We start from the raw sequence: 14,480 nt of genomic DNA on the forward strand, positions 1-14,480 counted from the left end.
TTTTGGTCAGTTAGAAATCAAGGTTCAGGCCCAGGGAATACACGCGCGGGCGGGGATAGAACTTGTTGTCTATACCATCGCCAATACCCAGCTCAGGGTCCAGGCCGCTGTAGCCGGTGATCACAAAGGCATTCTGCACAGTAGCGGATACACGCAGGCTTGCTTTATCCTTTAAGATGTTTTTGAAGCTGTACCCCAGGGTAAAATTGTCCATTCGCAGGAAAGAAGCATTCTCTACATAGTAGTCGGAGAAATACTGGTTCACCGCGAAATTGGTTTCCAGCACGCTGGGGGATACATTGGCCAGGTAATTCGGGTAAGAAAAATTGCGGTAGGCGCCGTTGTTGGAGCTGGCATTGTTATATACGTAGTTGCCGATGCTGCCGCGCAGGGAGAAGCCTGCATTCCAGTTCTTGTAGGAGAACTGCGAATTGAAGCCCAGCAGGAATTTCGGATTGGGCGATTTATAACGGTAACGGTCATCCGGGGTGATCTGCCCGTCCTTGTTCAGGTCCTCGTATTCTCCTTCCACCGGTTTGCCGTCCTTGTACACCTGCTTGTACACGAAATAAGAGAAGGGCGCATAACCCACGGAATGTATCTGTATGGTATTGCCCGTACCGCCTGCAATGGTGCCTACGGGGATGCCCTGCGCATTCGGGTCTTTTACCTTGGTAAGGTTGGTGATCTCCACGGTATTATAAGTAAAGTTTAAACCCGCGTCCCAGTTGAAATTCCGGGTGCTCACCGGGGTGGCGTTCAGCGTCAACTCCAGGCCTTTTGTTTCAATGTTACCTACGTTGGTCAGCAACTGGTTGGTGAGGTTGGAGCCGGCTGCTACCGGTATCACGCTCAGCAGGTCTTTGGTTTTCTTCACGTAGTAATCAATGCTGCCGGATACCCGGTTGTTCAGGAAGCCAAAGTCCAGGCCTGCGTTATAGGTTTCCGTTTCTTCCCATTTGATGTTGGCGTCATATCCTTCCGGGCGCAGCGTCAGGTAATAGCTGCTGCCAAACTGGTACTGCGCGGTAGGATCGCCGATGGTGTAGCGGGGCAGGTAAGGGTAGTCCGTCAACAGGCCGCCGAAGTCCTGCTGCCCGGTTACGCCGTAGCCTACACGCAGCTTCAGGTCAGACAGTACTTTTGCATTTTTCAGGAAAGATTCCTGGTTGATGCGCCAGGCCAGGGCTACGGAAGGGAAAGTGCTCCAGTGCTCCCGGAAACGGGAGGAGCCGTCGCGGCGCACCGTTGCTGTCAGCAGGTAGCGGTCCAGCAAAGTGTAGTTCACCCTGCCGAAGAAAGACACCAGCGTGTTCTGCGTTTTGAAAGGCACACCGGCGGCGCTGATAGTGTCGCCCTTCGCATTCAGGTCCGGGTAGGCCGGCTCCGTACGGATGAAATCCTGGTAAGAATAACCGCCGGTAACATCGATGCGGCTGTGGATACCTTTCAGGTCCTTTGCATAGTTCAGGTAAAAGTCCAGCAGCTTGTTATTCTTGGTCTGTGAATAAGACTTATCGATGCCCCCGCGGTTATAGGCGTTACCAGCATAGGCGGGCACCAGGGTGCGGCCTTCACTTTCGGATACATCGTATCCCAGGTTCAGATTGGCCCTCAGCTCGGGCAGGAAGTGAAACTTGTAATCGAATTGTATGTTGCCCAGGCTCCGTTTCACCTCTCCTTTATCGTTCTTCAGCTCCAGCATGCTCAGGGGGTTGCGGGTAGCCAGGGTATAAGGAGCGCCGGTAGCGCTGGTAGGATCTATCCATTCAAAATAATTCCCGAACTGGTTGTTGACATGCACGGGCTGGGTGGGATCAAACGCCACGGCGGCATTGATGGCCTCCAGGTCTGCAAAGCGGCTGTTGGTGATCGCGCCCCTGACGTTCACGTCTATTTTCAGGTGGTCGTTCAGCAGGCGGGGGCTCAGGCTTAAGCCGGCGGAGGTGCGCCGCATGCTGGAAGTTTTCACGATACCGTCCTGGTTCATATAACCCAGCGACAGGCGGAAAGGCAGAGATCTGATAGCGCCGCTGATGCTCAGGTTATTATCCGTGCTGTAAGCAGTGCGGTAGATCTCGTCCTGCCAGTTGGTATTGGCATTGCCCAGCAGTTGTTTTTGCTCATCGGAGCCTGTTTCGTTCACCAACTGGCGGAACTCGCCGGCAGACAGCACCGGTACAATGCCTTCCTTCTGCGAGAGGGAATGCAGGGTGCTGAAATTGATACGCAGCTTGTCGCCGGCTTTCCCTTTTTTAGTGGTGATGATGATCACGCCGTTGGAAGCGCGGGAACCGTAGATAGCGGTAGCGGATGCATCTTTCAGGATGTTGAATGATTCAATATCATTCGGGTTGATGAAGCTCAGGGGATTGGAAGAGCCTTTTACCTCGGCATTGTCCAGCGGCACCCCGTCTATCACGATCAGCGGATCGTTGCTGGCGTTCAGGGAAGAACCGCCACGGATGCGGATCTTACTGGCCGACCCGGGCGCGCCGCCGTTTGCCACGATCTGCACGCCGGCCACCTTGCCGGTGATCAATTGTTCCGGCGTAGCAACTACACCCTTATTAAAATCCTTGGAGGAAACAGCGGTGATGGAGCCGGTCAGGTCGCTTTTCTTTTGCGTACCGTACCCCACTACCACTACTTCATTCAAACCATGTGTATCGGCCGTGAGCTGGAAGTCCTGCTGCAGCTCGCCGTTGACGGTCACTTCCCTTTCTATGGGCTGGTAACCGATCATCCGGATCACAATGGCGGCGGCGCCATTGCTGACCGGTTGCAGCTTAAAGCTGCCGTCAGGACCGGCAATGGCGTGCTGGTTGGTTCCTTTAATGAACACCGTAGCGCCGGGCAGCGGCTGTCCTGTTTCATCCATGATCTTTCCGCTGATACTTCCTGTTTGTGCATAGGTGACAAGGGAGCACGCCATGAAGCATAACAGCCATACAAACCTGATAAGGCGTAGTTTTTGCATCTGTGAAATTTTTGTTCAGTTAGTTAACTACCGGGAACGATACCGGGAACGTTCCCGAAACGTGGTAAAAAAATATTACATAACGTTGCCGCTAAAGTAAGGAAATTTTGAAACTGACAAAAAAAAGTTTGTGGAACGCCTGCGGGATCGCACTGACGCGCAACCTGAACTACGGAGCTAAGCGCTGGTGGACTTCCGCGGAATGATCTTTGACTTCAGCACCACCTGGTCATGCACGGGAGCGGATGTTTCCAGTGACCGGAAGAGCAGTTGCGCTGCTTTAATGCCCATTTCCAGGGCGGGCTGCGTGATGGTGGTGAGCGAAGGATTGAGCAGGGGCGCTATCTCCAGGCTGGAGAAGCTGATGATCTTGACCTTGCGGGGAATGGCAATGCCCAGGTCATGGCACACATAGTAGCTGGCAATGGCCAGGCGCTCCACGGCAGCAAAAAGTCCGTCGGGTTTCAGTGTTTTCATGACTTTGGAAAGAATGTTGTAGTTCTTCCGGTGATCATTGCTGCAGTCGATGATCAGGTCCTCGTTAAACGGGATATGTTCCGCTTTGAGGGCATCTATGTACCCCTGCACGCGCATCTTACCGATAGAAAGGCTTTTGTTGATCACCAGGAAAGCGATCCTGCGGCAGCCGGCGGCTATCAAATGCCGCGTGGCGTTAAAACTGCTGTCATAATCGTTGGTGGTCACCTTGGCTACATCTATATCATCATACACGCGGTCAAAGAACACCAGGGGCATGTGCTTTTTCTTCAGCTTGTTCAGGTAATTATGATCCTTGGATTCGCCGGAGGCGGACATAATAATGCCATCCACCCGGCCGTTGGACATGTTATCTATAAAGGACACTTCCTTCTGGTATTCATCATCGGTAACGTAGATGAGGGTATGGTAGCCTTTTTCCCGGGCTACCTGCTCAATGCCGCGAATGGCCTGGGAAAAGAAATTGTTGGCCAGCTCCGGCACCACGATGGCAATGGTCTTGCTTTTACGCTCCCGCAGGCTGCTGGCGTAGAGGTTCGGCTGGTAGTTCAGCTCCCGGGCGCGGGCCAGGATGCGTTCTTTTGTTTTGGCGTTAATATCACTATTGCCCCGGAAAGCGCGGGACACCGTGGAGGTTGACAGGTTCAGGTCTTTTGCCAACTGCTTTATATCGATCTTATCCATCAGGCACTAAAATACAATATATTTACATCTGCGAACGATGCGATTGATTATCTTTGCGCTGTATAATATTCCATCATGCACTTACCCGGAACATATCTTAACATGGTGACCGCCCTGCGGCCTACCGGCAGCTTTGCCACTCCTCCCCCACCTCCCGCTACGAGGTAAACCGGCTGACAGTTGATTAGCGGCAGCGGACGGCCCACGCAGGCTTGTCCTGCTAATGTATTGCCTCCCTTTTCCATTTTCATCATCACACACTTACATCACCCGGTGTGCGCAAGTTTTTTTTACAACCTGGCGCCTGCACCGGACAAACGCTTTACGCTACATGACGAGATATGTTTTAATGGTCTTTGCCGGGGCCTGTTGCTTCGGCATACTCTCCACTTTTGTAAAGGTAGCTTACCAGGAGGGGTATGCTACCGCTGATATTTCCGGCTCCCAGGCCTGCCTGGGCATGCTGGTGCTCTGGGCATTATACCTGCTGAAAAAGCCTGCGACACCTGCGGCACAAACTACTACCGCCTGGTGGAAAGTAGCGCTGGCCGGCACTTCCATCGGGCTTTGCGTGCATTTATACTACTTATCGGTACAATGGATACCCGCTTCCGTGGCGATCATTTTCCTGATGCAATTCACCTGGATCGGGATGCTGCTGGAGTGGTGCATTTTCGGGAAACGGCCCTCCCGCCTGCAGGGCTGCTCCATCCTGCTGATCATGGCTGGCACCGTGATGGCCAGCGGTCTGTGCGCGCAGCGAAATATCATACTGCCCTTAAAGGGCATCTTGCTGGCCGCAGCCTCCGCCGTGATATACGGCATTTATGTAGTAGCCAGCGGACGTATTGGCAATGACCTGCCTGCCCTGAAAAAAAGCGCGCTGATCATGAGCGGCTCTACGGCGGCCATTTTCCTGGTAGCGATGCCGGGATTCCTGTTCCATCCAGAGGTGCTGGTGAGCGGGCTTGCCAAATGGACGGTATTCCTGGCCCTGTTCGGCACCATTATTCCACCATTGCTGTTCTCCGCCGGCATCCCCCGCACCGGCGTAGTGCTGGGCGCCATCCTCATGACGGCAGAGTTGCCGGTAGCGGTGATCACGGCAAGGCTGGTGCTGGGAGAAGCCATTTCATTATTGCAGTGGGCAGGCGTAGCGGTGATGCTGCTGGGAATAACAGGAGGCAGGAAATAGGAAGAATATGAAGAAAGAAGTAGGAGGTATGAGGTAGTACATAACATAACTCTTAACTTCCTACTACCTGTTTCGTACCTCATACCTCCTACTTCATACTTCCCACGTCCGCCGGCTGTTCGAGGAACTGCCAGTTAAAGTACTGCTGTGCGTTAAAGTAACAGATATCCTGGATAACCTTCCCTACCCAGGCGATATCGCCGGGCAGTTCGCCCTGCTCTATTTCCTGGCCGAACAGGTCGCAGACGATGCGGCGGAAATATTCATGCCTCGGGTAGGACAGGAAGCTGCGGGAATCCGTGAGCATGCCTACAAAGCGGCTCAGGAGGCTCATATTGGACAATGCGTTCAATTGCCTGATCATGCCATCCTTCTGATCCAGGAACCACCAGGCGGAGCCAAACTGCACCTTGCCGGCCACGGAGCCGTCGTTGAAGTTACCGATCATGGTGGCCAGCAATTCATTATCTGCCGGGTTCAGGTTATACAGGATGGTCCTGGCCAGCTTATCCTGGCTGTCCAGCCGGTCCAGGAATTTTGCCAGCGCCGCGGCCTGCGGAAAATCACCGATGGAGTCCCAGCCGGTATCGGGGCCCAGCAGGCGCATCATGCGGGAGTTATTGTTACGCAGCGCGCCCAGGTGGTATTGCTGCACCCATCCTTTTTCCCAGTCCCATTCCGCCAGTTGCAGCAGCATGGCGGATTTGAACTTTCTTTCCTCTACGGGGGACAGCCGTGCGCCGCCTCTCACTTTTTTGAAGATGGCCGCCACTTCCGCTTCAGTAAACTCCTCCGCATATATTTCCTCTATGCCGTGGTCGGACACGGAGCAGCCCATGGTCGCAAAGAAATCGTGCCGGCTTTTCAGGGCCTGCAGCAAGTCCTGGTAGCTGCTGATGCTTGTGTCTGCCGCGGCTTCCAGCCTGGACAGGTACTGGTTGTACTTTACGGGATCGCTTACATTCATGGCGTAATCCGGCCGGAAAGCAGGCAGAATGGGTATTTCAAAACCTTCTTCCTTCAACTGCCGGTGATACTCCAGGGTATCCACGGGATCATCTGTGGTACATACCAGCGCCACCTTCATTTTGCGCAGCAGGTTGCGCACGGAAAAATCCGGCGTCTGCAGCTTCTCCGTACCAGCAGCATATACGGCAGCGGCGGAGGCAGGGTTCAGTATGTCATATACGTCAAAGTAGCGTTGCAACTCCAGGTGCGTCCAGTGGTACAGTGGATTGCGCAGCGTATAGGGCACGGTGGCGGCCCATTTTTCAAACTTTTCCCAATCGGATTTATTACCGGTGCAGTAGCTCTCGGGCACGCCGTTGGTGCGCATGGCCCTCCACTTATAATGATCTCCGTACAGCCATGCCTGTGTCAGATTCTCAAACTGTATATCGGCCGCTATCTGTGCCGGCGGTAAGTGACAATGATAGTCGATTACCGGCATTTCTTTAGCGAACTCGTGATACAAACGTTGAGCGGTAGCTGTATTCAGCAGGAAGTGCTCGTTGAGGAATCTCTTCATAAATATTAACGATTACATTTTACTTGCTATACACTCTTCCTGACAGGGTCAGGATCTTTTATTACTCTTTTGGCGCCGTCGTGCAGCAATGCGGAGAGCGCGCCGGTCACGGCCCGGGCAAAGCCTTTAAGGGCGGTGAGGTCCGTTCCCCACAGCGCGGTATTACCCAGCACCTCCTTTACCAGCACAGCCGGCTCCAGGCGTTTCCACTGCTCGTGGTACCAGGCGGCATGGTCGTCCTGTATCGTATACTCTTTACCGTTAGCTATGCCTTTGTATTGTCCGTCTGCCGTGCGCTCACTGCGCATGAACAGCAGGTAGGCGGCAAAGCCCTGCGCCATCCATACCGGCGGCTCCTGGGAGCGCTGGTAGTGGCGCAACAGTACCGGCACATTCCGCATCTTCATTTTGGAGGTATACTGCATGGTAATGCTTAACCACTGGTGCGCGATGTGCGGGTTACGGAAACGGTCCAGCACGGCCTGCGCAAATTGCGTGGCGGCGGTTTCCGTAATGTAAATATCCGTGATGGCGGGCACCATTTCCTGCAGCATTAACCCCGCGATCCAGGCTGCCATGTCCTCATCTTCCATGGCGGCGCGCACGGTATCAAAACCAGCCAGGCAGGCGAGGCCGCAGCTTAAGGTATGCGTACCGTTCAGCAGGCGCAGTTTCAGCTCACGGAACACGTTGATATCCGGCGCTATCACCACGCCGCTATCTGCTTCGGCGAAGCCCAGGCGCTGCCGCACGGTTTCATCGGCCGTTTCTATGGCCCACAGGCGGTAGGCCTCGGCCATGATCATGAGCCGGTCCTCATAGCCCAGCAGTTGCTCCATGGCCTGCTGCTCCTGTGGCGGCAATGCGCCCGGCACAATGCGGTCCACCAGTGAATTACAGAAATGGCAGGCGCTTAGCAGCCAGTTCTTAAACGCTTCCTGCAGCCCGTTCCGCGAGGCCAGCTCCAGCACGATGTCCTTCAGCTTCTTTCCATTATCGGGTATCAGCTCCGTAGGAATGATGATCATGCCTTTGTCTGCGCTGCCATTGAAATGCTGGTAGCGCCGGTATAAAAATGCCAGCAGCTTGCCCGGAAAAGAGGCCGGCGGCGCGGCGTTTATATCATCGTCCGTAAGGCTGATGCCCACTTCCGTGGTATTGGAGATCACGATCTCCAGGGCTTCGTTTTCGGCGCATTGCAATATGGCCGGCCATTCCGCCGAAGCGCTCAATACACGGCTGATAGCGGCGTTCAGGATATGCTCCTCCACCTTCCGGCCCTGCTCAATGCCACGGATGCAGAGCGTATACAGGCCATCCTGTTCCGCGAAAGCATCGGTGGCGCCTTTGCCGGTGGACTTTACCACCACCACCCTGCCGTTGAAAAGCCCGGCCTTGTTGGCTTTGTCTATGAAGTAGTCCGGCAGGCCGCGCAGCAGTACGCCGGTGCCGAACTGCAGCACCTTTTCCGGCAACCGGAGCTGGATATTCCCGTTCAGTGTTGGAAGTAACTTACTGGATAGTTGCATTGTAATTAATAATTAAGAATTAATAATTAATAATAAAGGCGACTGGTGTTACGATAGACATTTGTGTTACGTGCATTATTAATTATTAATTATTCATTATTAATTTTTCCGGCCTGCGAGACCAGCCAGCCGACCAGGTCGGTAGCTGCCTGGTAGTTCTCATATTCGGCGGGCAGGCGCCGGCCGTCCAGGTACTCGTTATAGAACCAGGGGTCGCCTACGGCGAACACCGCTCCCTTGCCTACCTTCGCCACGGCCATGATCACGTGGTCGCCATCCTTGTACACGGGGGTGGCCGGGGCCTTTACTTCCAGGCTGCTCAGCTCCTTGATGTGCACCTTGCCGCCCCGCTTAAAGACGGAATGCCCGGCTGGGATCATAAAGGCTCCCTGCTCAAACTGGCGGCCCTGTACACGATTACGGCTGTCCTGGTTAAAGTGTATGCCGAATTTTTCCGCCAGCAGGTTGAAGTGTTTGAACTCTGCGTTGATGGAATCATTTTCCATCATTACCAGCACGCCGCCTTTCTTCACCCAGTTATAGATATTGCCCGCATCCGCAGCAGTCATGAAATGCGGCTCCGGCGATTCCTTTTCCGTGTCCGGGTCTACAATGATATAGATATCCGTTTTCCCCAGACTGGCGGCAGACGGTGCAACAGAAAGCGTGTCCGTAGCTACGCCATAGCGGTGGAAGATATGGCCCCAGAGGGAGTAACCGCCGTTCTCCATTTCACTCCAGGTATAATGCCAGCGCTTCATATGGCCCGTGGCATCCTGGCGCCATTCGTTATTAAAATACTGGTCTACCGTAACGGTCAGCCCCTTGCCTGTGCCGAGCGTGGGCAGCATCTCCATTTCATTGGCCGCCTTCATGTAGGCGCCGGTGCCCTTGGGATCGTTCACCACTACCTTTTCACTCAGGTAGTAGGCATAGCTGCCATCCCGGTAGGGATCGCCGCCCAGGCCGGCCACGCTGCAGGTGCCTTCCAGGTTCACGCCGCCTTCCGGGGCTTTTTTAATGAACCGTTTATTGATGCCGGCAAAACCCTTTACCGCTACCTGGCGGTAGGATGCGGGGAGATAACCTTTCCTTACGCCTTTCTCCAGTGCATATACGAACATGCAGGAAGCGGAAGCTTCCAGGTAATTGCCTTTTGCCGTGCCTTTGTCTACCACCTGGTACCAGCAGCCCGATGCGGGGTCCTGGTACTTTTTAACCGCGGCCGCCAGGCGGTTAAGTATGGCTATTAAGCTGTCGCGGCCCTTGTGCTGCGCGGGGAAGTGGTCCAGCACATCTACCAGCGCCATGGCATACCAGCCCATGGCCCGGCCCCAGAAATTGGGAGAACGGCCGGTAGCTTTATCCGCCCAGCGCTGCTGGCGGGATTCATCCCAGCCGTGGTAGAGCAGGCCGGTGCGGGCGTCGCGGGCATGCTGCTCCATCAGCACAAACTGCCGGGTAATATCATTAAAGGCGGTGTCTTCATGAAAAAGGGTGGCATATTCCGCGTAAAAAGGCTCGCCCATGTACAGGCCATCCAGCCACATCTGGTAGGGATACCGCTTTTTGTGCCAGAAACCGCCGTCACTGGTGCGGGGCTGCCGGCGCAGTTGCTCCCGCAAATGGTCCGCCGCTTTCTTATATTTCTCCTTTCCCGTTACCCTGTACAACAGCAGCAGGGAACGGCCGTTCTTCACATGGTCAATGTTAAAATCCTCCATTTTGTAGGTGCGTATGTTGCCCTGTTCGTCTACAAACGCATCCATGCTTTGTTGTATGTACTCGAAGTACTTTCCGTCGCCGGTGTTTTTCCAGAGTCCGGCGATGCCTTCCAGTACCACACCCTGGTCATAGCTCCAGCGGGGAGGGCTGGTTTCCGGTACTTTCCAGGTGCGCATCATGGTGGTGGCCATGGCGGCAGACTGCGCCTGCACAACGGTTGTGCCGAACAGCAGCGCCAGGGTGGTCAGGAACAGTGCTTGTTGTTTCCGCATATCGAGATTAAAATATTAGCTGATCCAAAACGTTATTATTTTACCTGCAGCGCATTACGGGTGGCGCCTGCGCTGAACTCCGTGCTTTCCTTTGATTTACGTATATCGGTGCCCGTAACCAGGATATTACGACTGCTCTCGCCCTGAACGGCCATGAACATATCCGCTTCATCGTAGCGGATATTGTCCAGGGTGATGTCCTGGCTGCTGCGCACCGTTACCAGCGGTCCCTTTTCCTTTGTGAACAGTTGCACATCGGAGAAATGCACGTCCTTCGCTTCCAGGCACTCAATACCCTTTTGCGCGCTGATAACCATGTGGCTCATGTGGATATTGCTGATAGGCATTTCCGGCAAGCCGCGGATAAACACCGCTTTGGCCGCGCCCTTGCAGATGATATTGCTGATATGGAAATCTTTGAACTGCGGCGTGGCTTCCGTCACGGGGAAGGCCTGTACTTTGGGGGCATCCCTCTTCTCGCCGGCCAGCGGCACCGGGTCTTTGGCCATATAATACATGTCAAAGCGGATGGCCTCGCCGGGAATATCCTTCATGTTGATGTCCGATATATAGATCTTCTCCACCACGCCGCCGCGGCCGCGGGTGGTCTTAAAGCGCAGCCCGATATCGGTGCCCAGGAAAGAGCAGTTGGACACGTACAGGTTGCGGGCGCCGCCGGACATTTCGCTGCCTATTACAAAACCGCCGTGGGCATGGTATACCGTGCAGTAATCAATAATGGCATTTTCCGTGGGCACGCCTCTTTTTCGGCCCTGCTCATCCCGGCCGGACTTGATACAGATACCGTCATCGCCCACATCAAAAGTACAGTGGGTAATGCGCGCATAACGGCAGGATTCCAGGTCCACCCCGTCGCCGTTCTGTGCGTACCAGGGATTTTTGGCGTACACATTCCGCAGGGTAATGTGCTCGCATAACAAGGGATGCAGGCACCAGGCCGGGGAGTTCTGGAAGGTCACTCCTTCCAGCAGCACGTTCTTACAACCGGTAAGGCTGATCAGGTTGGGACGCAGGAAATCCTTGATCTCTTCATAATCGGCCGCCTTTTTCCCGGGCATGATCACGCCGGCCAGCTTTGTTTTGGAGCCTTTGTAGAATTCCATGGAAGGATACCACATATCGCTGTCCTTCCCTTCCCCTACCAGGCCCCCGGAGGCTACCAGCTTTTTCCACTGGGATGCCGTCAGCTTGTCCTTCTTTACCGCGCGCCAGGAATCGCCGGCGCCGTCTATGATACCTTTACCGGTAATGGCGATGTTCTCCAGGTTCACGCCCCATACCGGGGCCTGGCAGCGCACGGCTTCCAGCCCTTCGTAGGTGGTTTCCACCAGCGGGTACTGGTCATGGTCTTCGGTGAACTGCAGCACGGCGCCTGCCAGCAAGTGCAGGTTCACATTGCTTTGCATGGTGAGCGGCCCCGTAAGCCACATGCCAGCCGGCACCAGCACCACGCCGCCGCCTTTGCTGCTGCAGGTGGTGATGGCTTTATTGATGCTTTGCGTATTCAGCGTTACGCCGTCTGCTTTAGCGCCGAACGCCGTAATGTTAAACGTATCTCTCCTGAAATGCGGTTCGTATATCACCGGCAGGTCAAACCGGTACTTTCCTTCAAACGGCGTCTTAGCCAGGTACTGCGCCAGGGGCAGCTTTTTCCCGTGAATCTCCTTTGCTACCAAGCCCGCTATGAGCGTAGCGCCATAGGTGTTAAAATGCGTATTGTCCGTTACGCCCTCCGGCAGGGTGCTATAATGCCCTGCAGGCGTGGTCTTGAACATTTTCACCGAACCTTCCGGGCCCTGCTGCACCAACAACGCCTCACTGCTTTTGTGCAGGTCTATCAGCGGCACATCCTGGGCGGCGGCTACTTCGCGCACCACGCCGGGATAATCGCCATGCTGGTCCACAAAACGGCCCTTGTCGTCAAATTTGCGGCGCATCACCGGCGTGATCAGCACGGGATGCGCGCCTTTGGCGCGGGCTTCCCGCACGAAGCGCAGCAGATTTTCTTTATAAGTGGTATGCGGTGCTGCGTAGCGGCTGCTGTCCTTTATTTTCTGATCGTTATGACCGAATTGTATCATCACCCAGTCGCCGGCTCTGAGCTGGGCCAGCACCGTGTCCCAGCGATGCTCGTTGATAAAGCTTTTGGTGCTTCGCCCGTTCACGGCATAATTCTTCACCTGTACATCCGGCTCAAAGAAGAGCGGGAACAGTTGCCCCCAGCCCCTTTCCGGGTTATCGATCAGGGGTTTGTCGGCCATCGTGGAATCACCGATCATGAAAATACGTGGCTTCGGGCCTGGTTGTACCAGCCCGATCATTGACAGCAGTATGGTAATATAAATCTTCATCTCTTACAAAATACGAATAACAAGTATGGAAGGCAATAGTATTACTGGTAGCCTTCATTCTGTGTGAACTCGTTCTTATTGGTTACAGCGTCCACCTGGTCCTGCGGGATGGGCCGCAGCACGTGGTAGGGCTGCAGGTTGGCCGCAGCGTCCGGGTTGTGGGCCTGTATCCTTTCCAGCAGCTTGCCGGTGCGCTTCAGGTCAAACCAGCGTAGCTGCTCGCCTGCCAGCTCGCGGCCCCTTTCATCCAGTATAAAATCCAGGGTCACATCGGCGGCCGTGATCTGCATGTCTGCTTCGTGGCCGGGAATGGCGGCGCGGGCGCGCAGGGTGTTCAGGTATTCCGCCGCCCTGGACGCATTACCCAGCTTCAGTTGCGCTTCTGCCGCTACCAGGTACATTTCCGCCAGGCGGATCACAAATGCGTCGCGTGCGCTCTGCTCCTCATTGATAGCTGCACGGGTAGGGTCCTCGAACTTGCGCAGGGAAATATAGTGCGTGCGGTCCAGGCCGCCGCCTTCCGTATTGTATACATCGTTCCGGTCGTAGATCCGGTAGCTGTGCTTCGCCCTTTCTTCTGCAGACACCACGTCCCTGGTGCAGAGGATGGCGGTATCGCCCGGTTGCATACCGTCGGGCGCCGTGCTGGTATTATTGCAATACCAGGCGCGTTTGAAGCTGGCCTCATAACGGGCATCGGCTGTTTCATCAAAGAGGCTCAGCAGGAAAAGCGAGGGCATGTAGCGGTTAAACGGACGCCCGTTCGCCACATCGCGTTTCATGCCGGGCAGGTCGTCGTATTTCATCCAGAACATGAGGTGGCCGTTATTACCGCCGCGGGAGTGGCCATTAGGATAGAGGGTTGCGTCCAGGCGGTCATTGAACACCAGGTTCTTCATGTAATTCACGGCCCAGATCACTTCACTGTTCTGCACATTGTCCATGCGCCAGAGGTCTGCATAATCCGGCAGCAGGGCGTAGCTATAGCCGCTGATCACTTTCTCCGCCAGGTCGGCGGCTTCCTGGTTACGGCCGCGGGTAAGGTACATACGGGCCAGGAAGGCTTCTGCGGCGGGTTTGGTCGCCCGGCCGTAATCGCCGGTAGTGGGCGCCAGGTTAGCCACTGCAAAATCCAGGTCACGGAATATCTGCGCATAGAAAGTGTCTACCGGGGTGCGGTTGGCCGTGGTAGCCACCCCTGCGGTCTCCTCCACGGAGAAATGTACGCCGCCCCAGGTCTCCACGATGTGCCAGTAGTAAAAGGCACGCAGGAAGCGCAGCTCCGCTTCGCGCTGTATGCGCACATCATCCGCAAAGCCGGCATTGGCAATGCGGCCCAGTCCGGTATTACAAACGTTCACCGCCGCATAGAGCTGCTTCCATTCCAGGCTCACCACGGCATTGCTGGCCTGCAGGTTCTGGTATTGGGTAAGGTCGGGGTACACGTCGCCGGTACCGCTGGTCCAGAGGTCCGTGCCCATTTCGGAAATATTGTAGCCCTGCTCCTTGCCATACCACCAACGGGTATACGTATAGGCGGCATTGACCAGGGTTTCCATGCCTTCGGGGGTAGACAGCACTGCGTCTACCGTCAGGCCGGAGGGGTTGTATTCATCCAGTTGTTTATTACAGGCGAGCAACCCGGCCGTAAAGGCCAGTACCAGAATCGCTTTATTTATCTTGCGTTGCATAACATC

The 14,480-nt window shown here is 55.1% G+C and carries 8 protein-coding genes; 1 reads left to right on the forward strand and 7 read right to left on the reverse strand.

The genetic code is table 11. From position 1 onward, the window contains the following. Positions 1-10: 10 nt before the first annotated feature. Both LX66_RS24345 and LX66_RS24350 read right to left on the reverse strand, forming a co-directional pair. Positions 11-2,980, reverse strand: a complete 2,970-nt coding sequence (locus tag LX66_RS24345) for a SusC/RagA family TonB-linked outer membrane protein (protein WP_145718285.1) — start codon at positions 2,978-2,980, stop codon at positions 11-13. 177 nt (positions 2,981-3,157) lie between these two features. Further along, positions 3,158-4,162: a LacI family DNA-binding transcriptional regulator gene (locus tag LX66_RS24350; RefSeq protein ID WP_145718287.1), complete on the reverse strand. Its 1,005-nt coding sequence runs from the start codon at positions 4,160-4,162 to the stop codon at positions 3,158-3,160. 331 nt (positions 4,163-4,493) lie between these two features. Between LX66_RS24350 and LX66_RS24355 the strand changes: the two genes are divergently transcribed. Next, positions 4,494-5,357, forward strand: a complete 864-nt coding sequence (locus LX66_RS24355) for an EamA family transporter (RefSeq protein ID WP_145718289.1) — start codon at positions 4,494-4,496, stop codon at positions 5,355-5,357. A gap of 88 nt (positions 5,358-5,445) precedes the next feature. Here LX66_RS24355 and uxaC read toward each other — a convergent pair whose 3' ends face one another. The 5 genes from uxaC to LX66_RS24380 form a co-directional block, all read right to left on the reverse strand. After that, a complete protein-coding gene (gene uxaC / locus LX66_RS24360) occupies positions 5,446-6,885 on the reverse strand; it encodes a glucuronate isomerase (protein ID WP_145718291.1) in 1,440 nt (479 codons plus the stop codon). Between the two features lie 26 nt (positions 6,886-6,911). Next, positions 6,912-8,414 (reverse strand): tagaturonate reductase, encoded by a 1,503-nt coding sequence (locus LX66_RS24365; RefSeq protein WP_145718293.1) that lies wholly within the window; start codon positions 8,412-8,414, stop codon positions 6,912-6,914. 89 nt (positions 8,415-8,503) lie between these two features. Next, complete coding sequence (locus LX66_RS24370) at positions 8,504-10,411, reverse strand: glycoside hydrolase family 88 protein (RefSeq protein WP_145718295.1); 1,908 nt, start codon at positions 10,409-10,411, stop codon at positions 8,504-8,506. A 35-nt stretch (positions 10,412-10,446) separates the two neighbouring features. Next, entirely contained in the window at positions 10,447-12,783 is a 2,337-nt protein-coding gene (locus tag LX66_RS24375) for a glycosyl hydrolase family 28 protein (RefSeq protein WP_145718298.1), read from the reverse strand. A 41-nt stretch (positions 12,784-12,824) separates the two neighbouring features. Further along, positions 12,825-14,474, reverse strand: a complete 1,650-nt coding sequence (locus tag LX66_RS24380) for a RagB/SusD family nutrient uptake outer membrane protein (protein WP_145718300.1) — start codon at positions 14,472-14,474, stop codon at positions 12,825-12,827. Positions 14,475-14,480: the final 6 nt, after the last annotated feature.

This window comes from Chitinophaga japonensis, from assembly GCF_007830125.1.
Lineage (GTDB): Bacteria > Bacteroidota > Bacteroidia > Chitinophagales > Chitinophagaceae > Chitinophaga > Chitinophaga japonensis.